The sequence below is a fragment of the Caballeronia sp. S22 genome, from assembly GCF_964261745.1.
GTDB lineage: Bacteria > Pseudomonadota > Gammaproteobacteria > Burkholderiales > Burkholderiaceae > Caballeronia > Caballeronia jiangsuensis.
In genome coordinates, this window is the sequence record NZ_OZ180035.1 from 292,757 (window position 1) to 318,353 (window position 25,597).

Below are 25,597 nucleotides of genomic sequence, written 5' to 3' on the forward strand. Positions count from 1 at the left end.
GTTTCATTCGGCACGACTCGCATACTGAGAAAACGCCCCATAAGCCATCCCGCGCGCCGGCGTATCGGTGAGCAGCACCCCATCCACCTGCACACCCGCGCTGACGAGTTGACGCGCGGTCTGACGCAGCTCCGCCGCGGTATGGAATCCATGACGCGCGACGAGCAGCGCCGCGCCCGCATGTCTGCCTATCAACCCGGAATCGGTCACCGCCAGCACCGGCGGCGAATCGATGATCACGAAGTCATAACGCGCGCGCAGTTCGTCGAGCACGCGTGCGAAGCGCTCGCGCATCAACAGCTCGGCGGGCAGGTCCGGAGCGGCACCGCCGGTGATCAGATCGAGGTTCGGCAGCGCGCCCTGACGAATCACGGCGTCCGGGTCGGCGCCGTTCAGCAGCTCAGCTAGTCCTGGCGTTCCGGGCTGCGCGAACATGCGATTAAGGTCGCCGCGGCGCATGTCACCATCGATCAGCAGCACGCGCTGACCACCTGCGGCGAGCACGGTCGCGAAGTTCGCCGACACGAACGACTTGCCGATGCCCGGACGCGGTCCCGTCACCATGATCACGTTGTTGCGCGGCTTGATCACGCCGAACTGCAGCGCGGTGCGCAGGCTGCGCAAGCCTTCGATGGCAACATCGTTCGGCGCGACGTCGGCGAGCACGTGCGGTTTCGTCGGCATGCGACGGCGCGACAACCGCAGCGACGCCTGCCGCTCGGAGTGGGAGATGATCGCGTAGACCGGGAGGTGGAGCGCCTGCTCGATTTCCGCCGGCGTTTCGAGGCCGCGATTGAACATGCGCCGCGCGAGCGCGAGCGCGCAGCCGGCCATGAGGCCGAGCGCGACGGAAAGCGCGAGGGCCAGCGCCTTCTTCGGCGCGACGGGCTTCTCCGCCGTCACCGCGTAATCCACGGTGCGGACGTTGCCGAGTTGCCCCGCCTTCAATACGCGCAATTGCTGCGTGCTGTTGAGCAGGCTCGTGTAGAGATCGTTGCTGACCTTCACGTCGCGCAAGAGGCGCACGGCGTCCTGCTGCACCGAGGGGAGCGCGTTGATCTGCTTGTCGGTCTCGTCGGACTGGTGCTGCACTTCGCCAATGCGCGCATCGACCGCAGTCACGGAAGGATGCTTCGCGGTGTAACGCTGAACGAGATCCGCGCGCTGCTGCTGCAATTCGATGATCTTCGAGCGGTTCTCTACAACCGTCTGAAGCAGCAACTTGCTTTGCTCTTCCAGATCGACCGCGCCCTGCTTCGCGCGAAACGCGTTGTAGCGCGCTTCGGCGCGATCGAGGTCGGCGCGCAGTTGCGGCAGTTGATCGCCGAGGAACGCGAGCATCTGCTGCGCCTGCGCGGACTTGCGATCGACGTTGCGTTGCACGTAAAGCGTTGCGATCGTATTGACGGTCGTCGTGACGCGTTGCGCGTCGGGGCCGTCGAGCGACATGCCGATGATGCCCGACTGCTTCGTCTTCTCGCTGATCGTGAGCGCCTTCTGCAAATCCTCGATGATCTGCTGCGTCGATGCGCGCTTCAGTTCGAAGAGTGTGCCGGGGCGGGCGAGCAGCGACGTCACCAGCAGCTTGACGGGTCCGTCGCTGCCTTGCGCCGTGGCCGTTTCACCGACGCGGCCGCGTAAAACGGTGGTGCCGTCGGAGTCTTGCAGTTCGTAGCGCTCGCCTTCACCGGCAATCAGCGTGAACGTCTTGTCGAACCGGCGCGGCGCGACGTCGAAGGTCGAGACGCCAATGCGCTCGCCGCCCCACGCGTAACTTGCGAGGCCGAGCGGCGCGTTCGCGAGACCATCGGCGGCGGTGTAACGAACGTAAGGCGCGCCGACGAGCGGCAGATAATGCGGACGCGCATCGATATAGAGATGCAGGCGCGCAACCGCATCGCCGATCACCATGCGCGAGCGCATCACCTCGATTTCCGCATCGGCGCTCGCCTTGTTCTGAAACAGAGCCGCGAGGTCGCCGAGCTTGTCGTTGAGCGTGCCTGCGCCGCTGTCGTCGTCGACCTGAATGAGTGCGTCGGCGCGATAGGTCGGCGTCCAGAGAAACGCATACAGCGCTCCGGCCGCGAGCGTGCACGCCGCGACGACCGCGATCAGCCCGCGACGCTCGCGCAATACGGAGACGATCTCCGAGAGGCGGATTTCATCGTCGCCGGCCGCGGGTTCGGACGAGGAAGGCTTGAGGTTGATGTCGTTCATCGTTGTTCCGCCAACATGCGGGTCCATTGCGAGACGCCTTCCCGAATCTGGGCGAAGGCCAGGTCGAACACCGCGCGATGCCGCCGGTAAGGATCGGTGACGTCCGAGCCGTGTTCGTCGCATAGACGAAACACCTTGCCGCGCGTCGAGGGAAACGCCGTCTCGACCCATTCGCGCTGCGGCCTGGTCATCGTGAGAATCAGGTCTGCGGTGCGAGCGAGCGGCGCAACGAGTTGCGTGGCGACGTGCGCATCGAGCGCGATGCCGTGCTCACGCGCCAGTTCAGCGACGGCCGCGTCGGCGGGCGCGCCCACCAGCGCGTGCGTGCCCGCCGATCCGACGTCGAGATGCGGCAACTCGCGCGCGAGCAACGCCGCCGCCAGCGGGCTGCGGCAGATGTTGCCTTCGCACACCATCAACACGGAGCCGATCACTTCGCGATCACTCCCGCCGTGAGCCCCGTGCTGATCAGCGGCATCAACAAACTGATCACGCGGTTGAAGCGCACGAGCCCGCTGCCGTCGACATAAACGACGTCCTTCGGCTGTAGCTCGAACTCGTTCGCCACGAGCATCGACACGGGCGAACGGCTATCGAGGTGATACACGCGCGGAGCGTCGCCGCCCGGCCGAATTACGAACATCTGCGCGGTGTCCGCCGTGTTCGAATTGATGCTGCCCACCTGCGAGAGCGCATCTGCGAGCGTGAGCCGGCCGTCGCGGCGCGGCGCGGCCGATCCCGGCTTGCTCACTTCGCCCATCACGTAGACGCCGTTGTCGTCGCGTGACGTGACGCGCAGCAGGTCGCCTTCTTTCAGATACAGCTTCGACGGGTTGAGCCCCTGCGCGAGCAGTTGCGGCATATCGATCCGATACGAATCGCCGCCGCGCACCAGCACGACATCGCTCTGATCGGCGTTGTCGTTGAAGCCGCCGGCGCGCGCGATCGCGTCGTAGAAACTAAGCGGCACGTCCGTCAGCGAAATCGTGCCGGGATCGCGCACCTGGCCGTCGACATAGACCTGACGCGCGCGATACGACGCCATCCGCACGGTGACTTGCGGCTTGACGAGATACGTCGACAGCGCGGCGGCGAGCTTTTGCTGAATCTCATCGGTGCGCAATCCGGCGACCGCCAGCGTGCCTCCGTAAGGAAAGCGCAGATTGCCCTTCTGATCGACGACGAAACCGGCCGCCGGATCGCTCGTTTTCGCGGACCCCTGACTCTGGCCGGCGCCGAGCGCCGCCGCGAACTCCGGGTGATCCCAGACGACGATTTGCAGCACGTCGCCCGCGCCGACCGTGTAGACAGCCGGCGCGCCGAACAGCCGCTTCGCCTGCCCGTCCCGGTTTGCCTTGCGTTGGTCGGCGTAACGCCTGGCGAGCGCGAGATCGAGTTCCGTGACGGGGATCGCGGGCGTCGCGGCGGTGGCCTCGATATGCGGGCCGGCATCGCCGTCGCTCGCGGTCGCGTCGGCGCTGACCGGCATGCGAAAGCCAGGCGCGAACTGACACGCGCTCAACATCGCCGCCAGCGCGATGGCCGCGGTGGTGCGTGGAAAGGAATCCTTCATGAATAAGTCCTGCGAATCAATACGCATTGCGATGAACGAAGCCCCGCGTGATGGTCGCGAGCACGATGCGCATATCGAGTGCGAACGACCAGTTGCTGAGGTAGTAGAGATCGTGTTCGACGCGCCGCTGCATCTTCTGGACGGAGTCGGTCTCGCCGCGCAAGCCGTTGATCTGCGCCCAGCCGGTGATGCCCGGCTTGATGCGGTAGCGATGGATATAGCCGTCGACGACATGCTGATAGAGCGCGTCGTGCTCGATCGCATGCGGACGGGGACCGACGACCGACATCTCGCCGCGCAGCACATTGAAGAATTGCGGCAGTTCGTCGAGGCTCGTGCGGCGCAGAAACGCACCGACGCGCGTGACGCGCGGATCGTCGCGCGTGGCCTGCACGACGAGGCCGTCGTCGGTCGCGTGCGCGTGCATCGTGCGGAACTTGTAGATGTCGAAGGGCGTGCCATTCGCGCCCTGGCGCCGCTGCGTGAACAGCACGGGACCGGGCGACGACAACTTGACGGCAAGCGCGATCGCAACGAACACGGGCGACATCCCGACGACCGTGCAAAAGGAGAAGATCCGGTCGAATATCGCCTTGCTGGCGAGCGCACGTGCCGTCAGCGGCACGGCGACGAGATTGATCGCAAAAGTAGAGTCGAGGCCGGCGGCTTCGCCCCGGAAACGGGTGAGCTGGTCGATCTCCGGAACGAAGCGAATGTTCAGCAGGTCGTCGCGGAAGACATCGAGAAAGCGCAGCAGCGTTGCTTCGTCCGTGAGCGGCAGCGCGAGCCACACTTCGTCGACGCGCTGTGCGCGCACGCGGGCGGCGAAAGTGTCGATGTCATGAAAGAGCGCGACGCCGCCGACTGTCGCGTCGGCATCGGCGTCCATGTCGAAGAGGGCCTCGACGCGGCAGGCCGAATCGGGCATGGCGGCGATGCGTCGCACGAAGGCCGCACAACGCGCGCCGCGCCCGACCACCGCCACCGACACGCGACGCACACGGCGCGCACCGGCGATCCGGTCGACGACGCGGCACAGCATCACGCCGATGGCCGTCGGCAGGAAAAGGCCAGCGAGCCACGCGCGCGAAGGCTGGTATTCGCCATTCATCCACTTGATGATGCACACCGCGCCGACCTCGCAGAGCACCCAGCCGAGCGCCGGAAGGAGCACGGCGCGCGGCAGCGATACGCGGCGCATCGGGCTCTTCACGTAGAACCCGGACAACGCGCTCCACGCGAAGATGATCGCGAAGGCGGCGACCGCGCTGTCATAACCGGCGGTTACGCTATGTCCGAAGATCCGTTGGGCCGTGAGCGCGCTGGCCGCGACGACGATCGTCTCGAGCAGGCGAAGCAGCAGATCAGGCCTCGCGGATAAAGCGAGCAGATGGGAATAACTCGGCAAACGCATGACGGGATCGGTGACGGAAAACCGGCTCGTCTATGTCCGCATAAAGCGGCACAAAGGGCGAACCGATGTCCTCAATCAACTCCAGAAGCACGCGATGCTTTTCAGAGCAGTGAGGGCGCCAGAGTCTGCGACAAGCAGCCTGCGAGCAGATATAAGCACATTCTTAATTGCCGCTCATCGTCAGCAGTGTGCAGACGTTCGTCCACGAAATTGGAGAAATGCTTGCGACAGAGCAAAAAAGTGGCTGGAAGGTGAGGGAAGGGGGGTGTTGCGAGCGGGCGGATCGCGGCGTCATTCCGCGATCCGCCCGCACAGGTCAAGCGCTGTCGTTCAGATGAACATCAGCCAGTTCAGCAGAAAGATATTGACGATCATGAGCGTGAGCGCGGTCGGCACCTGCACCTTGATCACCGCGTTCTTGTCCGGAAGCTCCAGCAACGCCGCCGGCACGATGTTGAAGTTCGCGGCCATCGGCGTCATGAGCGTGCCGCAGTAGCCGGAGAACATGCCGATCGCGGCCATCGTCGCGGGATTGCCGTGGAACACGCCGACGAGAATCGGTACGCCGACGCCGCCCGTCATCACCGGGAATGCGGCGAAGCCGTTGCCCATGACCATCGTGAAGAGCGCCATGCCGACGACATACACCGCCACCGCGACGAGCCGGTAATCCATGTTGACGTACGCGGTCGTCACATGCGCGACCGCCTTGCCCACGCCCGCATCCGAGAACACGAGGCCGAGCATGCCGAGCATCTGCGGCAGAACGGCGGCCCACGAAAGCGCATCGATGAGGCGGCGCGTCTCGCGCATCGACTGGCCGACGGTATCGCGCGTCATCACGCACGCAATCGCAAGCGCGATCACGCAACCGACGCCGAAGCCGATCAGCGTCACGTTCTTCAGCTCGATCAGCGGCACGCCGCCGAACACGAGATACTTCGCGCCGAGCGTGAGGATCACGGTGACGACCGGAATCGTCAGCGCGGGCACGAAGAGCTTGTTGCCGAGCCGCACGGCGCTCTGGCGGCGCGTTTGCTCGGAGAGCATCTTGGGCTTCGCGCCCGTGACGCCGCCGAGACCCGCAATCAGCGCCATCGCCACGACGAGCACGCCCACGACCGGAACCGGAATCCAGTCGCCGACGAGAAAGATCAGCGCGTAAATGAGCCAGAACACGCCCGCGCTGAATCGCTTCGGATGCGCCTTGTCAGTGAGAATCATCCCGCCGACGACCAGCAGGATGATGCCGACCAGATAGAAGAGATAGTTGATCGTGAGCGTCATGCTTTCTCTCCCACGCCATTGCGCGTAAGCGCTTCGAGCTCGCGCGCGAGCCTGCGGTCGAGCAGCCAGAGCCTGAAGCCGTGGATCAGGAACGCGCAGATCGCAGTCGGGATGCCCCAGACGGCGACATGCATCGGCTCAACGACGATCCCCGCTTCCTTCAGGAACGTGACCATCAGCACGATCGCGCCGAACGCGACGAAGATGTCCTCGCCGAAGAACAGGCCGACGTTGTCCGTGGCGGCCGAATAGGCGCGCAACTTGTGGCGCGTCGCGTCGGAGAGCTTGCCGTAGCGCGCTTCGGTGGCGCCTTCGGCCATCGGCGCGAGCAGCGGGCGCACCATCTGAGGATGACCGCCGAGTCCCGTCAGGCCGACCGCCGCGGTGATTTCACGGACGAACAGATAGACGATCAGCAGACGGCCCGCCGTCGCCGCCTTGATGCTCGAAATCCACATCTGCGCGCGCTCGCGCAGGCCGTGCCGTTCGAGCAGGCCGATCACCGCGAGCGGCAACAGAATGATGAGCGGAATGTTGCGCGTCTTCAGAAAGCCGCTGCCGATCGCGGTCAGAATGCGTTCGACGGGAAAGTGCGCCGCGAAGCCGGTGATGATCGCGGCGGCCGCGACGATCAGCATCGGATTGAAGCGCAGCACGAAGCCCGCGATGATGACGGCCACACCGATGAGCGGCCATAAGTTGACTGCATTTGTCATTGAGATCTCCACACCGACAGGTAGTAAACGCGCCTCGAACCGGGCGCTCGCTTGCTAAAACGCCCCGCTTCGACGGGGCGTTCAATCTGCTACTGAAAGCGTTCTATGCGGCGGCGTGCGCGGCGCGTACTTCGATGCCCGCATCGGCCAGCGCGTCGCGAATGCGTCGGGCGAATTCGAGCGCGTGCGCGCCGTCGCCGTGCAGGCAGATCGTCTGCGCGTTGAGCGGCACCCATTCGCCGGACACGGCCCGCACGCGCTGCTCGCGCACCATCGCGAGTGTCCGGTCGAGCACGAGATTCTCGTCGTCGAGCAGCGCGCCCGGCTCCTTGCGCGGCACGAGCGAGCCGTCCGCGCGATAACCGCGATCCGCGAACACTTCCTCGATCGCGATCAGTCCCGCGCGCCGCGCCGCTTCGACGAGCCCGCTGTTCGCGAGCCCGAACACGAGCAGCGACGGATCGAAGTCGTGCACGGCGGAGACGATCGCATCGGCGATTGCGGTGCTTTTCGCCGCCTGGTTATAGAGCGCGCCGTGCGGCTTCACGTGCGCGATGCGCCCGCCTTCCGCCTGCGCGATCGCCGACAGCGCGCCGAGTTGATAAAGCACGCCCGCGTAGATTTCCTCGGGCGGCAGATCCATTTCCTTGCGGCCGAAGTTTTCGGGATCGTTGAAGCTCGGATGCGCGCCGATGGCGACGCCCTTCTCGACGGCCCAGCGCACGCAATCGCGCATCGCGGTGGCGCCGCCCGCATGCCATCCGCACGCGATGTTCGCGGAACTCACGAGATCGAGCAGCGCTTCGTCGGAGCCGCAGCCTTCGCCGAGATCGGCATTGAGATCGATTTCCATGATGTTTTGTGCAGTCGTTCCGTTGAATGTTGAAGTGATGCGCCGCGTCTGTCGCGCGGCTTTCGATTCAGGAGCCCGCGCGCGCGATGCGCTCCTCGTGCATCGCGATGGCCGTTTCCACCTGGCTCACGTACTGCCGCTCGTCGGCGAGCGCGTGACGCGCCTCTTCCACCGACGTCTCGATAAAGCGCACGCCGCCGTTCAGCTTCACTTGCGCGAGCTTCCACAAATCCGCCCTGATCACCGCGCCGATCTTCGGATAACCGCCCGTGGTCTGCGCGTCGCCCATCAGGATGATCGGCTGGCCGTTCGGCGGCACCTGGATCGTGCCGGGCAAGACCGCGTGCGACAGCAGTTCGATCTTTTGGCGCCGTTCGAGCGCCGTGCCGGCGAGGCGAAAGCCCATGCGGTTGCTGTTCGGCGTGATCGTCCATTCCTCGTTCCAGACGCTCTCCTGCGCCGCGTCGCTGAAGCTGTCGTATTCCGGGCCGCGCAGCACGCGGATCGGCACTGCCCACGCGAGTCCCGGCGAATGTCGGCCGCGCCGCACGGGTTCGTCGACGAGCACGAACTTGCACCATGCGGGCGCCTTCACGCCGAACGCAGGCTCTTCCGGCGAAAACGCGATGCCCTTGTGCGGCTGCGGTACGCCGACCGGCAGGCGGTCGCCGTCACGCAGCGCGCGTCCGCCGAGGCCGCCGAAGCACGCGGCGAGATCGGTCGAGCGCGAGCCGAGCATCGGCAGGACGTCGATGCCGCCCGCGATCGACACGTAGCAGCGCATGCCGCGCTTCGCCGCGCGCAGCGTCAGTTCCTGACCCGCGCGCACGGGCAGGCTCCACCACGAATAGACGGGCTTGTCGTCGAGCGTCGCGCCGAAATCGGTCCCGGTGATGGCGACGCGCGTCGCGTGCTTGAAGCGCAGCACAGTCGGACCGAAGGTGACCTCGATGCCCGCCGCATCCGCCCGGTTCCCGACGATGCGATTGCCGATTTCCAGCGACAGCGCATCGAGCGCGCCACCGGAACTCACGCCGAGATGCCGGTAGCCGCGTCGTCCGAGGTCCTGGACGGACGTGAGCACGCCCGCGCGAATCACGTCGATCATGTGCGCACCTCCAGCGCCGTGAAGCGCACGCGGTCGCCGGGCTGCATCAGCGTCGGCGGATTTCTGGCCGGATCGAAAAGCTTCAGTTCCGTGCGTCCGAGCAACTGCCAGCCGCCCGGCGACGCCGCCGGATAAATGCCCGTTTGCGCCCCGCCGATCCCCACCGATCCCGCCGGCACTTCGAGACGCGGCTCGGCGCGGCGCGGCATCGCGAGCGCGGGATCGAGCCCGCCGAGATAGGCGAAGCCCGGCTGAAAGCCGAGAAAGAACACGACGTATTCGGCTTGCGTATGACGCTTCACCACTTCGTCGACGGAGAGTCCTGTGTGCTTCGCGAGCGCGACGAGGTCGGGGCCGTCGGCGCCACCGTAGCGCACCGGAATCTCGATTTCGGCGCTGTCCATGTCGGTCGGCTCGGCGGCGTCCCAGCCGCTTTCCAGCTCGGCGGCGAGCGTTTCATAGTCCGCCACGAGGGGATCGAACACGATCGTCAGATTGTTCATGCCCGGCACCACTTCGACGACGTGCGGCATGAGGCGCGCGCGTTCCGCCAGCGCCCAGATGCGGCGCTGGCAGTCGAGCGTGGCGGGCGGCGCGGCTTCGCATACGAGCGCGGCGTCGCCCAGCGAGTGAATACGTGGTCTTGTCATGCCTCAAATTTGCCTTTGCAGGGGCGCGAAATTCGTCTGTTCGATGCTCTTCGCGCCGTCGCAGAATGGTACATTGTCAATAAATTATCAAGAAATTATCAATTCACGTTTTTGCCGAGGCGCGCTTCGCTCGCGAAAATGACGTTGCGCTACACTCCAACGCACTGCAAATCGGTCACCGCCATGCCGCGTCATCCCACCAAAATCGTCTCGTCCGAGCATCTCGTCTCCGAAGCCAGCGCGGAACTGTCGGAATTCGAATACGGCCTCATCATGGCGGGCAACGCGTTCAATCGCTGGATGGTGCGTTGCATGTCCGCGGCGGGCGCGAAGGACATGACGGCGGTGGAAGTGTCGCTGCTACATCACGTGAGCCATCGCGACCGCAAGAAGAAGCTCGCCGACATCTGCTTCGTGCTGAACATCGAGGACACACACGTTGCCACGTATGCACTGAAGAAACTCGTCGCGCGCGGCTACGTGCAAAGCGAGAAATCCGGCAAGGAAGTGTTCTTCTCCGCGACGCCGGCGGGACGCGAATTGTGCGGCAAGTATCGCGAAGTGCGTGAGGCGTGCCTCATCGAGACGTTGCGCGAAAGCGGTCTCACCAACGAGCAGATCGGCGAGGCCGCGCAATTGATGCGCAATGCATCCGGCCTCTACGATACCGCCGCACGCGCGGCGGCATCGCTTTAGTAGATCGCGGATTCGGTGACGATCGCGTCGAGCGGCATGTCGTGCGCCTCGCGCGGCAACGTGCGGCACCTGCCCGATTCGTACGCGATGCCGACCGTCACCGGCCGCTCGCCGTTCGGCCACGCGGCGAGCGTGCGATCGTAATAGCCGCCGCCATACCCCAGCCGATACCGATCCGCGTCGAAACCGACACACGGAATCAGCAGCAGTTCCGGCACCACGACCCGCTCTTCAGCGGGCACCGGAATCCGGTAGCGGCCTTCCTTCATCGGCGCGTGCGCGCTCCACGCGTGAAACACCATCGGCGCATGTGGTTTCACGACCACCGGCAGCGCGGCGCCGCGCGCATTGTCGGCTGCGAGCCAGCGCGTGAGCGCGTCGCGTGCGTCGAACTCGCCCGCGACCGGCCAGTAGAAGCCGACGCACCGCGCGTCGTGCCGCGCGAGCACCTCTTCGATGCGCCGCGCGATCGCTTCGTTCTTCGCGGCGTGGCCGGCTTGCTCGCTTTGCGCCTCGCGGGTCGCGAGAAGCGTTGCGCGCAATGCGCTTTTCGGTTCGCTCTTGGGTTGATCGCAAACGTTGCGTGCTATGCTTTCCTCCGATCTCAGGACCACCTCGCGCTCCAGAAATAAGATGTCAAAACGCCTCAACCGAGTATATCTCGTGGTCGGCGCAGCCCTTGCAGCAGCGACGCTCGTCGCCTGCGGTACTGCTTCCGCCGTCCGTCCCGATGCCGATCTCTCGCCCACGTCCGACGACCGCATCTTCCTGCAATTGCGCGATGCCGCTCGCACGAACGATGCCGGCAAGGCTGCCGCGCTCGCCGCGCAGATTCCGGACTATCCGGCGCCGAGTTATATCGAATACTTCACGATCAAGCCGCAGCTTTTCGATTCGCAAGGCCACGCGCGCATCGACGCGCCCGACGCGCCGGTGCTCTCGTTCCTGCAGCGCTACGACGGCCAGGCGATCGCCGACCGCATGCGCAACGACTATCTCGTCGTGCTCGGCAGCCGTCACGACTGGAAAAACTTCGAGCAGCAATATTCCCGTTTCGTTCTCAATGACGACACGCAGGTCAAGTGCTACGCGCTCGAAGCGCGCATGTCGCGCGGCGAAAACGTCGCGGATGCGGCGCGCGCGCTGCTCGTCGAGCCGAAATGGTACGGCGACGGCTGCATCGACCTGATCGGTGCGCTCGCGGAGTCGGGCCAGTTCACGAGCGACGACATCTGGCAGCAGATCCGTCTCGCCTACGAGCAGAACTACACGACGACCGGCTCGAACATCGTCGAGGCGCTCGGCCAGGAAAAACCGAAGGATTCGCTCCTCGACGACGCCGTCAACAAACCGCCGCTCTATATCGCGCGCGGCGTGATGCCCAACACCCCGGCGCATCAGCTGACGCTGCTCGCGATCACGCGCATGGCTCGCAACGATCCGGCGATGGCCGCCGCCACCTTCACCTCCGTCGCGCCGAGCCTGACGCCGGCCGAGCGCGCGGTCGGCTGGGGCACCATCGGCTATCAGGCGGCGCTCAAGCGCATGCCGTCGGCGGCGGACTGGTATCGGCTGTCGGCGAACGCGCAATTGTCGAACCCGGCGTACGAATGGCGCACGCGCAGTGCATTGCTCGTCGGCGACTGGAACATGGTGCGCTGGTCCATCGAGCAGATGCCGCCGAGCTTGCGCGCTCAGCCCTCATGGGTCTACTGGCACGCACGCGCCGTGAAGCAGGCCGGCGACACGGCCACGGCGAATCAGGAATTCCAGAGCATCGCGGATCAGTACAACTTCTACGGCCAGCTCGCGCTCGAAGAGCTCGGCCAGAAGATCAACGTGCCGCCGCGGACCGCGGTGTCGGATGCCGAGATCGCGCAGATGCAATCGGTGCCGGGTTTCGCGCTGTCGCAGCGTTTCTACGCGCTGAACATGCGTCTCGAAGGCAATCGTGAATGGAACTGGCCGCTGCGCACCATGACCGACCGGCAACTGATCGCGGCCGCGCAGTACGCGAAACGCATCGAGCTGTTCGACCGCACCGTCAACACCGCGGACAAGACGAAGGCCGAGCATGATTTCACGCTGCGTTATCTGTCGCCGTTCCGCGATATCGTCGAGCGCGATGCACAGAACACCGGTCTCGACATCGAATGGGCGTATGGCCTGATCCGTCAGGAGTCGCGCTTCATCATCAACGCGCGCTCGGAAGTCGGCGCGGGCGGGCTCATGCAGTTGATGCCCGGCACGGCGCAACTCGTCGCGAAGAAGATCGGTCTCGGTCCGGTATCGCGCGCGCAGATGAACGACATCAACACCAATATCCTGCTCGGCACGAATTACCTGTCGATGATCTACAATCAATTCGATAACTCGGCCGTACTCGCCACCGCAGGCTACAACGCCGGGCCGGGCCGCCCGAGCCAGTGGCGTCAGGGCTTGCGTGCACCGGTGGAAGGCGCGGTATTTGCTGAAACGATCCCGTTTACCGAGACTCGCGATTACGTGAAGAACGTGCTGTCGAACACCGTCTACTATGCAGCGCTGTTCGAAGGCCGTCCGCAGTCGTTGAAGGCGCGTCTGGGCTATATCGCACCCTGACCGTCCGGACACGAAACATCACGCCCGCGCGTCGCATGGCAGGACGCGCGGGCGTTTTCATTTTCGGCCCCGCCGTTCTGAACTGAAGCCGCATTCGTCAGGCCGCGACCCAAGAGGCGAACTATGCGACACCAACATGTAGCGCTGATCGGCGGTTCGGGTTTCATCGGCAGTCATCTCGTCAATGCGCTCGTCGATCTCGGCAAGACCGTGCGGATCGCGACCCGACGGCGCATCAATGCCGCGCACCTCACGCTTTTGCCCATCGATGTCATCGAAACCGACGTGCACGATCCCGTGCAACTCGCCGCGTTCATCGATCAGAGCGATGCGGTGATCAATCTCGTCGGCATTCTTCAGGGGCATCGCGACGACCCGTATGGGCCCGAGTTCGCGAAGGCGCATGTCGAGCTGCCGCGCAAGATCGCCGCCGCGTGCGAGGCGAAGGGCGTGCGGCGTCTCCTGCACATGAGCGCGATAGGCGCGGACAGCGAAGGTCCGAGCATGTATCTGCGCTCGAAGGGCGATGGCGAGAAGATCGTCCGCGAGTCGGGACTCGACTGGACCATTTTCCGCAGTTCCGTCGTGTTCGGTCCCGAGGACAATCTGCTCAATCAGTTCGCGTTTCTCGAGCGCATGTTCCCGGTGATTCCGCTCGCATGCGCCGATGCGCAGTTCCAGCCGGTGTTCGTCGGCGATGTGGCGAAGGCGATGGTCAACGTGCTCGATCTCGACGCCGCCAACGGCCATGTCTACGAACTCGCGGGTCCGGGCGTCTACACGCTGGCGGAACTCGTGCGCTTCTCGGGCGCGACCATCGGCAAGCATTCGCGCATCATCAAGCTGCCGGAGAGCCTCGGCCGCCTGCAGGCGATGACCATGGAAATGGCGCCCGGCCAACCCATCATCTCGCGCGACAATCTCGATTCGATGAAAACGCCGAACGTTGCGAGCGGGCCGCTTGCGCCGGAACTGGGCATCGACGAGCCGGCGAGCATCGAGACCATCGCGCCGCTTTATCTTTCCGGCAACTCGACGCGTTCGCGCTTCAACGCATTTCGCGCCACGGCGCATCGTTAATTCTTTTTTTGTGATCGCATGAAACTCGTTATCGGTGACAAGTTCAACTCTTCCTGGTCGATGCGGCCGTGGGTGCTGCTCAAACATTTCGGCATCCCGTTCGATGAGACGCTGATCCGTCTCGGCCAGCCCGACACGAAATCGAAGATTCTCGACGTTTCGCCGTCCGGCAAGGTGCCGTGCCTCATCACCGATGCGGGCGATTCGGTGTGGGAATCGCTTGCGATCGTCGAGACGATTGCCGAGCAGCACCCCGAGCACGCGATGTGGCCGCGCGACGCCGCCGCTCGCGCGCGCGCCCGCAGCATCAGCGCGGAGATGCACGCGGGTTTCGCGGACCTGCGCCAGAACATGCCGATGGAAATCACGACGCACGCGCCGGGCACGGGCGCGACACCGGGCGCGCTCGCGAATATCGCGCGCATCGAGGCGATCTGGGCGGAATGCCTGGCCGCGTCGGGCGGGCCGTTCTTGTTCGGCGACTTCGGCATCGCGGATGCGATGTTCGCACCGGTCGTCATGCGCTTCAACACTTACGCGCCTGAACTGAGCGCGACGTCGCTCGACTATGCGAAGCGCGTCACGGCGTTGCCGGCGGTCGCCGCGTGGATCGAGGGCGCGCGCGAGGAAGCGCGATGAACATCTACGCAGTAGGCGGCGCGATCCGCGACGCGTTGCTGGGCGTGCCGGTGGTGGATCGCGATTACGTCGTCGTGGGAGCGACGCCCGAGCAGATGGTGGCGCAGGGATATCGGCCGGTCGGCAAGGACTTTCCGGTTTTTCTGCATCCCGAGACCCACGAGGAATACGCGCTCGCGCGCACGGAGCGCAAGACGGCGGCGGGCTACCACGGCTTCCAGTTTTACTTTTCGCCCGATGTGACGCTCGAGGAAGATCTGGCGCGGCGCGATCTCACGATCAATGCGATGGCGCGCGAGGTCACGCCGGCGGGCGAGCTGACCGGGCCGGTCATCGATCCGTTCAACGGCGCGGCTGATCTCAGGGACAAGCTGTTCCGGCATGTCGGCGATGCGTTCATCGAAGATCCGGTGCGCATTCTGCGGCTTGCGCGCTTCGCGGCGCGTTTCGCGGATTTCGATGTCGCGCCGGAAACTGCCAAACTGATGAAGAAGATGGTCGCGGCGGGCGAAGTCGATGCGCTCGTGCCCGAGCGCGTATGGCAGGAAGTGTCGCGCGGACTGATGGAGACGAAGCCGTCGCGCATGTTCGAGGTGCTGCGCGAATGCGGCGCGCTCGCGCGGATTCTCCCGGAAGTCGATGCCTTGTGGGGCGTGCCACAGCGCGCGGACTATCACCCGGAAGTGGATACGGGCGTGCATGTGATGATGGTGCTCGACTACGCTGCGTCACAGAGATTCGCGTTGCCGGTGCGCTTCGCCGCGCTCACGCACGACCTTGGCAAGGCGACGACGCCGGAGGACATCTTGCCGCGTCATATCGGCCATGAGGGGCGAAGCGTCGATCTGTTGCGGCCGCTTTGCGAGCGGTTGCGCGTGCCGAACGAATGCCGCGATCTGGCGATGCTCGTCGCGCGTGAGCACGGCAATATTCATCGCGTCATGGAGATGGGCGCGGCCGCGCTTGTCAGGCTGTTCGAGCGCTCGGATGCGTTGCGCAAGCCGGCGCGGTTTGCTGAAGCGCTGCAAGCGTGTCTTGCGGATGCGCGCGGGCGGCTCGGGTTGGAGCAGCAGGCTTATCCGCAGGCGGAGCGGCTGAGGGAGGCGCTGGTCGCAGCGCGGGCGGTGGATGCGGGGGCGGTTGCGCAGGACTTCGCGGATCAGCCTTCCAGGATCAAGGATGCCGTGCATGATGCGCGGGTCGCGGCGGTGAAGGGGGCGTTCGGGGGATGAGGTTTGGTTTTTTTTCGCCGGATCCCGGTTTCGTGTTGGTTTATTAGCGTTGCCCCTGTGCGGGGCGGCAGTCACTTTCTTTGCTGCTGCAAAGAAAGTAACCAAAGAAAGCAGCTTCTCACCGCCCGCGGTCACACGCACGTTGGCCATGCTTGCCAGCCCGCGGTGGCACTCGCCTAAGTGTCGCCCCCAAAGGCCCAACCGGGCTTGGCTCGCGCACGGTCTGACGAGCTAGACGTTTTAGCGCGCTGGTTCAGCACCAAAGAGCTTCGGCACAGCGCTGCGCGCTGCCGCCGGGTATGCAAGGGAAACCATCGAAGACGAAGCGTACGCACACCCGATTGACCCATCGGCCGCGAAGCGGGCCGGAGCTATTCGGTGCTGAACCAGTTTGTTCTGTGGTGCGATGAGTCAGACCGTGCGCGATCCAAGCCCTTGTCTGCTTGTGGGGGCACTCGCTATTGCCGGGCCATTAGGCCAATCGCCTGTGCCGCGGCCGGTGTGAAGTGCTTAGGCTGGGGAGAGCTGTTTCTTTGGTTACTTTCTTTGCAGCAGCAAAGAAAGTGACCCCCGCCCCGGGGAGGGGCAGTGCTAATAGACCACCGCGAAACCGGGATCCGGCGAAAACCAAAAAAACCTCAAATCGCCCGCGCGATCAACGACAACAAAACCGACAACAGTAGCGTCGACATAAACGGAAACGAATACTCACGCCCAAAGATCCGCAACGTGAAATCCCCCGGCAACCGCCCGATGCCGATCTTCTTCAGCCACGGCAGCGAGCCGGAAAGAATCGCAAGCGCGATAAACGTCGTGAGCAGCCAGCGGATCATGATCGCGCACTCATAGCGTGTGAGAACGATCGCCCGTCGCGAACGCGTCGAGCGTACCGGGAATGCCGCGAGAAAACGCGATCACCTTGAACAACTCGCCCATCTCCGCTTCCGACAGCAGCTTCTGCACCGCATTCGCCGCGGGTAGAAAGCGCTTCACGTCGGCGGGATCGAGGTCCGCAAGCACATCGGTGATACCGGCGTTCATCAGGAAACGCGCCTGCGACGTGAAGCCGAGCAGATCGGCGCCCGTCTCGACGCCAGCCTCCGCGATGCCCGTAAATTCCACGTGCGCCGTGATGTCCTGCAAACCGGGATACAGAAACGGGTCCGCGTGCGCCCGATGCCGGTAGTGGCACATCAGCGTGCCCGTCGCGCGCTGCGCGTGGTAGAACTCGCGCCGCGGAAATCCATAGTCGATGAAAAACGCCGCGCCGCGCGTGAGCATCGTGCAGACCGTCTTCGTGAACGCGAGCGCGGCTTCGTGCGTCTCGGTGACGTATTCGGCGAACGGCTCGTCGTTGGCTTCGTCGATGGCGGCATCGATCAGTTCGACTTGCGCATCCGGCGCGATCGGCCGGTCGTCGAAGGCCAGGCGATCGTTCAGCACGACAACGCCGCGCTCGTGCCACGCCCCAAGCTTGCGCACCACGAGGCGCACGGGCATCGCATCGAGCACTTCATTGCCGATCACGACGCCTTCGAACGCGTCGGGCAGCGCGTCGAGCCACGTCACCTTCGCGGCGAGCGCGGGCGCCTGCTTTTCGATGGTCTCGCGCTGGCGCGCGCGCAACTCGCCGGACAGATCGACGATCGCGTAACTGTCGAACGGCACGTCGAGATCGGCGAGCGCGGTCAGCAAACCCGCCGCGAGCTTGCCGGTGCCCGCGCCGAATTCCATCAGTTGCCGCGTGCCGCTCTGCTGCAACGCCTGCGCGACCGGTCGCGCGAGCGTCGTCGCAAAAAGCGGCGACAGTTCCGGCGCGGTGACGAAATCGCTGCCGTCTTCCGCGCGGCGGCCGAATTTCATCGCGCCGCCGCTGTAATAGCCCAGACCGGGCGCGTACAGCGCGAGGTCCATATAGCGGTCGAACGGCAGCCAGCCGCCCGCCGCGGCGATGCGTCCGCGCAGCAGGTCGGTCAGCGCTTCGGATTGCGCGAGCGCGTCGGCGCCCGGAGCAGGTAAACTATCGGTTTGTCTGGCATTCGGATTCATCCCAGTATTGTAAATGAGCGCTTCCACGCCGTTTTCTTCCGCCAACTCACCGTCTTCCGGTTCCGTTGCGCGTTCCCGCGTCGTGCTCGTGACCGGCGCGGCAAAGCGCATCGGGCGCGGCGTCGCGCTGGAATTCGCGCGACGGGGCTGGGATGTGGCCGTGCATTACGGCGGATCGGAGCATGAAGCGCGGGAAACCGTCGCGGATATCGCGGCGCTCGGGCGGCGCGCGGTCGCGCTGAAGGCGGATCTGGGTGTCGAGGCCGAAGTCGCGCGGCTCGTGCCCGCGTGCGTCGAGGCGTTCGGCGGGCTGAACTGCGTCGTGAACTGCGCGTCGCGTTTCGACGAAGACACGGCCATCGACTTCGGCTACGCAAAACTGCTGGAAATGACCGCCGTCAATGTCGCCGCGCCGTTGACGCTCGCGCGCATGCTGCACGAGATCACGCCCGATGCCGCGGCCGGTGACGACGCGCAACGCGGCGTTGTCATCAACGTGCTGGACCAGAAGCTGTACAACATGAATCCTGATTACCTGTCGTACACGCTGACGAAGGCGGCGCTCGAAAACGCCACCGTCGCGCTCGCGCAGGCGCTCGGGCCGAAGCTGCGTGTCGTCGGCCTCGCGCCGGGCCTCACGCTCATTTCCACCGGGCAGACGCCCGCGTCGTTCGAGGCGGCGCATCGCGTGACGCCGCTGAATCGCGCATCGACGGTTGAAGACGTGGCGCAGGCCGCGTGCTATCTCGCGAACGCGCACGGCGTGACCGGCACGACGCTCGTCGTCGATGGCGGCCAGCACCTCGTGCCGAGCCCGCGCGACGTGATGTACATGTTCGGCTCACGCACGCCTTGAAACGCGCTTATTGAATATTGGAACTCACATGCTTGCCGCACTTTCGCATCCCCGGCTGACCGATTGCCGGCGGCTTTTTCTGCGCAACTACGAAGTGCGCATCAACATCGGTGTGCATGACTTCGAGAAGCGCGGCGAGCAACGCGTCGTGATCAACGTCGAGCTGTATGTGCCGCTCGCGCTGTCGACGCCCGTCGCGGACAAATTGTCCGAAGTCGTCGATTACGACTTCATGCGCTCGACCATCGCCGCGCGCGTGAAGCAGGGTCACATCCACTTGCAGGAAACGCTCTGCGACGACGTCGCCGCCGCCTTGCTCGCGCATCCGGACGTGCGCGCGGTTGCCGTATCGACGGAAAAGCCCGACGTCTATCCCGACTGCGACGCGGTGGGCGTCGAAGTCTTCCGCATCAAAGAGGAACGAGCATGAACGCGCGTGACACGATCGAAGTCGCCGAGGCCCAGAAGCCCGCGCGCGAGGCGCTGACGAAGCGCCAGCAGAAGGAAGCGTACGAGAACAACAAGCTCTACAAGCGCATCGTGCGGCAGGTCGGCGAGGCAATCGGCGACTTCAACATGATCGAGGAAGGCGACAAGGTGATGGTGTGCCTGTCGGGCGGCAAGGACAGCTACGCGATGCTCGAAATCCTGATGCGTCTGCGCGAGCGCGCGCCGATCAACTTCGAGATCGTCGCCGTCAATCTCGATCAGAAGCAGCCGGGCTTTCCGGAGCACGTTTTGCCGGAATACCTGAGCAAGCTCGATATTCCGTTCCACATCGAGAATCAGGACACGTACAGCATCGTCAAGCGTCTCGTGCCGGAAGGCAAGACCACATGTTCGCTCTGCTCGCGCCTGCGCCGCGGCATTCTGTATCGCGTGGCGGGCGAGCTCGGCGCGACCAAGATCGCGCTCGGCCATCATCGCGACGACATCCTGCAGACGCTGCTGCTCAACATGTTCTACGGCGGCAAGCTCAAAGGCATGCCGCCCAAGCTGCAATCCGACGACGGCAAGAACGTCGTGATCCGTCCGCTCGCCTATGTGAAGGAAGTGGATCTGGAGAAGTACGCAGAACTGCGCGAATTTCCGATCATCCCGTGCAATCTGTGCGGCAGCCAGCCGAACCTGAAGCGCGCGGAAATGAAGGCGCTCGTGCGCGAATGGGACAAGCGTTTTCCGGGGCGCGTGGACAATATGTTCAACGCGCTGTCGAACGTGGTGCCGTCGCATCTGATGGACAGCAAACTTTTCCCGTTCGCGGGACTGCGCGCGACGGGCGAGGCGGATCCTCAGGGCGATATCGCGTTCGACGAGGAACCGTGTGCAAGCGAACCGTCGGCAGCGCCCGGCGCGGTTTCAATTGTCCAATTCGACGATCTGTAACCTTTTTTCCAATATGGCGCAGCGTGGGTTACGCCGCACTGCGTCAGAGGGCTGCTTGATATATTGGCGGCTCGTCATACCGAGTAAGGCTTCCTGCGATGAACATCGTGATTCTGGCTGCCGGCATGGGCAAGCGCATGCGCTCAGCCCTGCCGAAAGTGCTCCATTCATTGGCGGGCAAGCCTTTGCTCGCGCACGTCATCGACACGGCCCGGACGCTGTCGCCGACGCGTCTCGTCGTCGTCGTCGGGCACGGCGCCGATAAGGTCCGCGAAGCCGTCGGCGCGCCGGACGTCCAGTTCGCGCTGCAGGACCGGCAACTCGGCACGGGACATGCCGTGCAGCAGGCGCTGCCGCTGCTCGATCCGTCGGTGCCGACGCTCGTGCTGTACGGCGACGTGCCGCTCACGCGCGCAAGCACGCTCAAGCGCCTGATCGACGCTGCGGGCGCAGAGCGCTACGGCGTCCTGACGGTGAGCGTGAACGATCCGGCCGGCTACGGGCGCATCGTGCGCGACGCGGCCGGGAAGGTGAAAAAGATCGTCGAGCAGAAGGATGCGAGCGAGGAAGAGCGGCGCATCGCGGAAATCAACACGGGCATCGTGATCACGCCGACGCGCACGCTCGAAACGTGGCTCGCGTCGCTGAAGAACAACAACGCGCAGGGCGAGTTCTATCTGACGGACGTGGTCGAGCGCGCGATCGACGCTGGCGTCGAAGTCGTCACCGCGCAACCGGACGCCGAATGGGAAACGCTCGGCGTGAACAGCAAGATTCAGCTCGCGGAACTGGAGCGCATCCATCAGCGCAACGTCGCGAATGCGCTGCTCGACGCGGGCGTGACGCTGATGGACCCGGCGCGTATCGACGTGCGCGGCACGCTCGAATGCGGCGCGGATGTGTCGATCGACGTGAACTGCGTGTTCGAAGGGCGCGTGACGCTCGCGGACAACGTGACGATCGGCCCGAACTGCGTGCTCCGCGATGCCGTGATCGGCGCGGGCACGCGTGTGGATGCGTACACGCATATCGAAGGCGGCACGACCGGCGCGAACGTCGTGCTCGGGCCGTATGCGCGGCTGCGTCCGGGCGCGAAGCTCGCTGACGAAGCGCACGTCGGCAACTTCGTCGAGGTGAAGAACGCGGTGCTCGGGCACGGCTCGAAGGCGAACCATCTCAGCTATATCGGCGATTCGGATATCGGTGCGCGCGTGAACATCGGCGCGGGCACCATCACGTGCAATTACGACGGCGCGAACAAGCATCGCACGGTAATCGACGACGACGTGTTCGTCGGCTCGGATACGCAACTGGTCGCGCCGGTGCGCGTGGGCCGCGGCGTGACGATCGCGGCGGGCACGACGGTGTGGAAGGATGTCGGTGAAGGCGAGCTGGTCTTGAACGAGAAGACGCAGGTGAGCAAGGCGGGCTACAAGCGCCCGGTGAAGAAGAAGTCGTAAGGCTGTCGAGAAGACTCAGCCCAACGCGCGCGGCGCCTTAAGCACCGCGCTTTCGAATGCAAGTTTCAAAGGATGAACGTCCATGTGCGGAATTGTCGGCGCGGTAGCGCAACGTAACATCGTCTCGGTGCTGGTCGAAGGTCTACGCCGCCTCGAGTATCGCGGCTACGACTCGTGCGGCGTGGCCGTACTGAGCAACGGCGAGCCGCGCCGCGCGCGCAGCGTCGCGCGCGTGTCCGATCTCGACGCGCAAGTGCGCGATACAAATCTCGGCGGCATGACGGGCATCGCCCACACGCGCTGGGCGACGCACGGCGCACCCGTCACCGACAACGCGCACCCGATCTTCTCGCGCGATACCGTCGCGCTCGTGCACAACGGCATCATCGAGAACTACGAGTCGCTGCGCGAGATGCTCAGGGGCAAGGGCTACGAGTTCGTATCGCAGACGGATACAGAAGTCATCGCGCATCTGATTCACAGCATGTATCGCGGCGACCTGTTCCAGACCGTGCGCGAGGCAGTGAAGCAGCTGCACGGCGCGTATGCGATCGCCGTGATGCACCGGAATCAGCCGCACACGGTCGTGGGCGCGCGCCAGGGTTCGCCGCTCGTCGTCGGTGTGGGCGAGGGCGAGAACTTCCTCGCGTCGGATGCGCTCGCGCTCGCCGGCAGCACGGATCGCTTCGCGTTCCTGGAAGAAGGCGATGTCGTGGAGATCGGGCTCGATGGCGTGAAGATCGTCGATCGTGAAGGCGTGCCCGCCGAGCGCGAAGTGCGCGTGGTGACGGCGTATGGCGGCGCGGTGGAACTCGGGCCGTATCGCCACTTCATGCAGAAGGAAATCTTCGAGCAGCCGCGCGCGATCACCGACACGATCCCGCAAGCCGATGAGTTCAGCCCGAGCCTCTTCGGCGAAGGCGCGCGCGATGCGTTCGCGGGCGTCGACAGCCTGCTGATTCTCGCGTGCGGCACGAGCTACTACTCGGGTCTGACGGCGAAGTACTGGCTCGAATCGATCGCCAAGATTCCGACGCAGGTCGAGATCGCGAGCGAGTATCGCTATCGCGAGTCGGTGCCGAATCCGAAGGCGCTGGTCGTCACGATCTCGCAATCGGGCGAAACCGCCGACACGCTCGCCGCGCTCAAGCACGCGCAGTCGCTCGGCCACAAGCACACGCTCGCCGTGTGCAACGTCGCGACGAGTGCGATGGTGCGCCAGACCGAGTTCGCGTTCCTGACGCATGCGGGCACGGAGATCGGCGTGGCATCGACGAAGGCATTCACGACGCAGCTCGTCGGATTGTTCGTGCTCGCGGTGACGCTCGCGAAGATGCGCGGTCATGTGAACGCGAAGCAGGAAGCCGCGTATTTCACGCAACTGCGGCACTTGCCGGCGGCGCTGAACAGCGTGCTCGCGCTGGAGCCGCAGATCATCGCGTGGTCCGAGGAGTTTGCGCGCAAGGAGAATGCGCTGTTCCTCGGTCGCGGGCTGCACTATCCGATCGCGCTCGAAGGCGCATTGAAGCTGAAGGAAATCTCGTACATCCACGCGGAAGCGTATCCGGCGGGTGAACTGAAGCACGGGCCGCTCGCGCTCGTCACCGAAGCGATCCCGGTTGTGACGGTCGCACCGAACGACACGCTGCTCGAAAAGCTGAAGTCGAACATGCAGGAAGTGCGTGCGCGCGGCGGTGAGCTTTACGTGTTCGCGGATGCGGATACGCGCATCGTCAGCGAGGACGGTATCCATGTGATCCGCATGCCGGAGCACTATGGGGCGCTGTCGCCGATTCTGCATGTGGTGCCGCTGCAGTTGCTGGCGTATCACACGGCTTGTGCGCGTGGGACGGATGTTGATAAGCCGCGGAATTTGGCGAAATCCGTGACAGTGGAGTGAGGCTGCGGCCCAGTCTCACACCTCCTCTTGCCTGGAGAAAAGCGCCTCTTCGGAGGCGCTTTTTGTTCAAGGTGAAGTAGAGACGAGGCTGGATGAATTTTTTTGGTCGCTGACGAGTGGTCGTGCTGTAGGGCTATCGCGCCTCAGGAGGCATTTTCGGCTCCCTCAGGCGCTCCGTCTCCCAGACGCCGAGATCGATGGCGCGTTGAAGCATCGCCACGGTAAGCGGTTCTCTCTCGTTGTACTTCTTGATTCCCCAACGCTTGTGCAACCAATTGGTAAAGACGGAGAACGGCCATACGCTGAAACCCTCCATTTCGAAGTAGCGATGAAAATCAAAGTCTCCGGGTTCCACGTTAAACCGTTTCGAAAAAGCGCCCATAAAGTCATCAGCGTCATCACCCGTTATACCAAAGTCGTTTTCTAGCGTATCTGACGGCCTCAACGGTTGCTTCGGAGATAAACCAATCTCCTCCCGTATGAACGCCTCAAGTTCAGCCGAGACTTCCTGCGGTTGCATCGTTTATTTGATCCTCTGGATTGACAAGCTGGTTATAGTGAAGGATCGTCAAGACGGATATCTTCACTACGTCGTAGGCGGTAATTGTCCAACCAGCCATCGGCGTCCATCGTCCAATGAGAACACCCAGGTTATTCACCATCCGAAAACGAAACGCCAGGATTGATTTATTCGTAAGCGTCGGCAGGATGTTTTGTTGGAAATCGTAGTCAAAGAGAGCACGGCTAACTCTAGATGCGACAGAAGTTCCCTTCGTGGCGCCGCCAAATTTCCCGCGCGTCGGTAATACTGGCTGACCCGCAAGAATCGCGATTACTGCCGTGATGTCTTCTACGCCTAAAGCTTTCACGGTTTCTTCGACCATTACGCAGAAAAACAGACCTTGCGGTGTGAGTCTTTTGTGTCCCTCGTAGTCGTAGGTGTTGATTTTCGAATCCGTGACATCTTTTATGAAGCGTTCGTGTGCATTCCTCGCTTGACCTCGAAGCGAAGCTTCACGCAGCGACAGTGTTTTGCTTGACGTCAATTAGCGCGGTCACGACTCCTTGACTGCCGCCAGTTACGCTTTGCACGACATATTCTTGTCTCATTCGCGCAAAAGACAGCGCAACGTTTTCGAGCGCCGCCCCGGCGCCTGCTGCTGGTTCCACGTGTGCGACAATGACATCGAGCATCGTAATTTTGAAATACTCAAGCGGTGAGCCTCCCGCTTTACGCATGGTTAGCAAGACTTTTGGGATATGTTTCCCTTGAAAGCAATAGCTCGCGAGATTTGGGCTTGCGCGATCAATCGCATGGATAAAGTGCAAATCCGACACTGAGGCTTTTGCCGCGCCACCGCCTGAGCCGGAGTGCATGCTGGATTTCTGGGTAATGTTCCAACCCCAGCTTAGAACCTCAATCTCGTCGGTATGCGTCGCGTCTTGCGACTCGCCGGTGATCCCGTCAAACCTGATGAACATATCCGCCATTGCGACCTCCTATCAAGTTAGGAGTCTTTAGATTACTCCGCACGTGCCCGGAGGTTTGTAAAGTAAGGTCAAGATTCAGAGGCTGCGCGCGAGGCAGACGGTAACCTAGCCACGCTCAACCGAATGACCGGTACGAAAACGACGACTGCGGCTGCAGGTGGCGTCGATCGACGTGACACACCTGATCGACAGCGCATGAGTCCATCGACGCAAAAGACCTGCGCGGATGGCGTGAGTGCGTCGTCCAGTCTCGCACCGCGCCTGTGGACAACCTTGTTGGCACCTCACCGCGTTAACTGTTGGCGATTTCTGAACAACTCGCCGTCCATCGACGCGGCGCGAAAGTTGTTCAAATTTCAGTCCGAAACCGGATGCGCAATACCGGACTT

The 25,597-nt window shown here is 63.8% G+C and carries 25 protein-coding genes; 10 read left to right on the plus strand and 15 right to left on the minus strand.

What is annotated here, in order from left to right:
- Positions 1–3 precede the first annotated feature (3 nt).
- The 9 genes from ACEN42_RS01345 to pxpB all read right to left on the minus strand — a co-directional run bounded on the left by ACEN42_RS01345 (position 4) and on the right by pxpB (position 9,818).
- On the minus strand, positions 4–2,217 hold the full coding sequence (locus tag ACEN42_RS01345; protein WP_371880467.1) for a polysaccharide biosynthesis tyrosine autokinase: 2,214 nt from the start codon (positions 2,215–2,217) through the stop codon (positions 4–6).
- Complete coding sequence (locus ACEN42_RS01350; RefSeq protein WP_187606559.1) at positions 2,214–2,651, minus strand: low molecular weight protein-tyrosine-phosphatase; 438 nt, start codon at positions 2,649–2,651, stop codon at positions 2,214–2,216. Before ACEN42_RS01350 ends, ACEN42_RS01345 begins: the two co-directional genes overlap by 4 nt.
- On the minus strand, positions 2,648–3,790 hold the full coding sequence (locus ACEN42_RS01355; protein WP_371880468.1) for a polysaccharide biosynthesis/export family protein: 1,143 nt from the start codon (positions 3,788–3,790) through the stop codon (positions 2,648–2,650). The genes ACEN42_RS01350 and ACEN42_RS01355 overlap by 4 nt, the downstream gene beginning before the upstream one ends.
- Before the next feature lie 16 nt (positions 3,791–3,806).
- Positions 3,807–5,204, minus strand: coding sequence for an undecaprenyl-phosphate glucose phosphotransferase (locus ACEN42_RS01360; RefSeq protein WP_371880469.1), 1,398 nt, complete (start codon positions 5,202–5,204; stop codon positions 3,807–3,809).
- A 330-nt stretch (positions 5,205–5,534) separates the two neighbouring features.
- Positions 5,535–6,491 (minus strand): DUF979 domain-containing protein, encoded by a 957-nt coding sequence (locus ACEN42_RS01365; protein ID WP_238295139.1) that lies wholly within the window; start codon positions 6,489–6,491, stop codon positions 5,535–5,537.
- The gene (locus ACEN42_RS01370; protein WP_187606563.1) at positions 6,488–7,207 is read right to left on the minus strand and encodes a DUF969 domain-containing protein; all 720 of its coding nucleotides are present in this window, start codon (positions 7,205–7,207) and stop codon (positions 6,488–6,490) included. The genes ACEN42_RS01365 and ACEN42_RS01370 overlap by 4 nt, the downstream gene beginning before the upstream one ends.
- A gap of 103 nt (positions 7,208–7,310) precedes the next feature.
- Positions 7,311–8,060, minus strand: coding sequence for a 5-oxoprolinase subunit PxpA (gene pxpA, locus ACEN42_RS01375; protein ID WP_035499235.1), 750 nt, complete (start codon positions 8,058–8,060; stop codon positions 7,311–7,313).
- Positions 8,061–8,127: 67 nt separating this feature from the next.
- A complete protein-coding gene (locus ACEN42_RS01380) occupies positions 8,128–9,168 on the minus strand; it encodes a biotin-dependent carboxyltransferase family protein (protein ID WP_371880470.1) in 1,041 nt (346 codons plus the stop codon).
- Positions 9,165–9,818 (minus strand): 5-oxoprolinase subunit PxpB, encoded by a 654-nt coding sequence (pxpB, locus tag ACEN42_RS01385; protein WP_238218139.1) that lies wholly within the window; start codon positions 9,816–9,818, stop codon positions 9,165–9,167. The genes ACEN42_RS01380 and pxpB overlap by 4 nt, the downstream gene beginning before the upstream one ends.
- 183 nt (positions 9,819–10,001) lie before the next feature.
- Between pxpB and ACEN42_RS01390 the strand changes: the two genes are divergently transcribed.
- Entirely contained in the window at positions 10,002–10,514 is a 513-nt protein-coding gene (locus ACEN42_RS01390; protein WP_008352632.1) for a winged helix DNA-binding protein, read from the plus strand.
- On the opposite strand, the gene ACEN42_RS01395 is transcribed toward ACEN42_RS01390, so the two are convergent.
- Complete coding sequence (locus ACEN42_RS01395; protein WP_371881046.1) at positions 10,511–11,140, minus strand: 5-formyltetrahydrofolate cyclo-ligase; 630 nt, start codon at positions 11,138–11,140, stop codon at positions 10,511–10,513. The two genes, ACEN42_RS01390 and ACEN42_RS01395, sit on opposite strands and share 4 nt — an antisense overlap.
- 7 nt (positions 11,141–11,147) lie before the next feature.
- Here ACEN42_RS01395 and ACEN42_RS01400 point away from each other — a divergent pair, with 7 nt between their 5' ends.
- The 4 genes from ACEN42_RS01400 (at position 11,148) to ACEN42_RS01415 (ending at position 16,066) form a co-directional block, all read left to right on the plus strand.
- Positions 11,148–13,115: a transglycosylase SLT domain-containing protein gene (locus ACEN42_RS01400; protein WP_371880471.1), complete on the plus strand. Its 1,968-nt coding sequence runs from the start codon at positions 11,148–11,150 to the stop codon at positions 13,113–13,115.
- 123 nt (positions 13,116–13,238) lie between these two features.
- Positions 13,239–14,195, plus strand: coding sequence for a complex I NDUFA9 subunit family protein (locus ACEN42_RS01405; RefSeq protein WP_238295136.1), 957 nt, complete (start codon positions 13,239–13,241; stop codon positions 14,193–14,195).
- Between the two features lie 18 nt (positions 14,196–14,213).
- The gene (locus ACEN42_RS01410; RefSeq protein WP_371880472.1) at positions 14,214–14,834 is read left to right on the plus strand and encodes a glutathione S-transferase family protein; all 621 of its coding nucleotides are present in this window, start codon (positions 14,214–14,216) and stop codon (positions 14,832–14,834) included.
- A complete protein-coding gene (locus ACEN42_RS01415; RefSeq protein WP_371880473.1) occupies positions 14,831–16,066 on the plus strand; it encodes a multifunctional CCA addition/repair protein in 1,236 nt (411 codons plus the stop codon). Before ACEN42_RS01410 ends, ACEN42_RS01415 begins: the two co-directional genes overlap by 4 nt.
- A gap of 638 nt (positions 16,067–16,704) precedes the next feature.
- Here ACEN42_RS01415 and ACEN42_RS01420 read toward each other — a convergent pair.
- The gene (locus ACEN42_RS01420) at positions 16,705–16,899 is read right to left on the minus strand and encodes a DUF2905 domain-containing protein (protein ID WP_035511085.1); all 195 of its coding nucleotides are present in this window, start codon (positions 16,897–16,899) and stop codon (positions 16,705–16,707) included.
- Between the two features lie 10 nt (positions 16,900–16,909).
- On the minus strand, positions 16,910–18,115 hold the full coding sequence (locus ACEN42_RS01425) for a class I SAM-dependent methyltransferase (RefSeq protein ID WP_187606569.1): 1,206 nt from the start codon (positions 18,113–18,115) through the stop codon (positions 16,910–16,912).
- Positions 18,116–18,128: 13 nt separating this feature from the next.
- Between ACEN42_RS01425 and ACEN42_RS01430 the strand changes: the two genes are divergently transcribed.
- The 5 genes from ACEN42_RS01430 (at position 18,129) to glmS (ending at position 23,717) form a co-directional block, all read left to right on the plus strand.
- A complete protein-coding gene (locus ACEN42_RS01430) occupies positions 18,129–18,971 on the plus strand; it encodes an SDR family oxidoreductase (protein ID WP_371880474.1) in 843 nt (280 codons plus the stop codon).
- Between the two features lie 28 nt (positions 18,972–18,999).
- Positions 19,000–19,401 (plus strand): dihydroneopterin aldolase, encoded by a 402-nt coding sequence (locus ACEN42_RS01435; RefSeq protein WP_250482727.1) that lies wholly within the window; start codon positions 19,000–19,002, stop codon positions 19,399–19,401.
- Positions 19,398–20,357, plus strand: a complete 960-nt coding sequence (gene ttcA / locus ACEN42_RS01440) for a tRNA 2-thiocytidine(32) synthetase TtcA (RefSeq protein WP_238217983.1) — start codon at positions 19,398–19,400, stop codon at positions 20,355–20,357. Before ACEN42_RS01435 ends, ttcA begins: the two co-directional genes overlap by 4 nt.
- Positions 20,358–20,455: 98 nt before the next feature.
- Positions 20,456–21,817, plus strand: a complete 1,362-nt coding sequence (glmU, locus tag ACEN42_RS01445; protein WP_250482725.1) for a bifunctional UDP-N-acetylglucosamine diphosphorylase/glucosamine-1-phosphate N-acetyltransferase GlmU — start codon at positions 20,456–20,458, stop codon at positions 21,815–21,817.
- 82 nt (positions 21,818–21,899) lie between these two features.
- Positions 21,900–23,717, plus strand: a complete 1,818-nt coding sequence (gene glmS / locus ACEN42_RS01450; RefSeq protein ID WP_371880475.1) for a glutamine--fructose-6-phosphate transaminase (isomerizing) — start codon at positions 21,900–21,902, stop codon at positions 23,715–23,717.
- Between the two features lie 133 nt (positions 23,718–23,850).
- Here the strand turns inward: glmS and ACEN42_RS01455 are convergent, their stop codons facing one another.
- Genes ACEN42_RS01455 through ACEN42_RS01465 form a run of 3 tightly spaced genes read right to left on the minus strand, consistent with a single transcriptional unit; the run spans position 23,851 to position 25,208 of the window.
- Positions 23,851–24,237: a DUF1493 family protein gene (locus ACEN42_RS01455; RefSeq protein WP_238217985.1), complete on the minus strand. Its 387-nt coding sequence runs from the start codon at positions 24,235–24,237 to the stop codon at positions 23,851–23,853.
- Positions 24,212–24,763 (minus strand): STM2901 family protein, encoded by a 552-nt coding sequence (locus ACEN42_RS01460; RefSeq protein ID WP_371880476.1) that lies wholly within the window; start codon positions 24,761–24,763, stop codon positions 24,212–24,214. The genes ACEN42_RS01455 and ACEN42_RS01460 overlap by 26 nt, the downstream gene beginning before the upstream one ends.
- Positions 24,732–25,208: an Hcp family type VI secretion system effector gene (locus ACEN42_RS01465; RefSeq protein WP_371880477.1), complete on the minus strand. Its 477-nt coding sequence runs from the start codon at positions 25,206–25,208 to the stop codon at positions 24,732–24,734. Before ACEN42_RS01465 ends, ACEN42_RS01460 begins: the two co-directional genes overlap by 32 nt.
- Positions 25,209–25,597 lie beyond the last annotated feature (389 nt).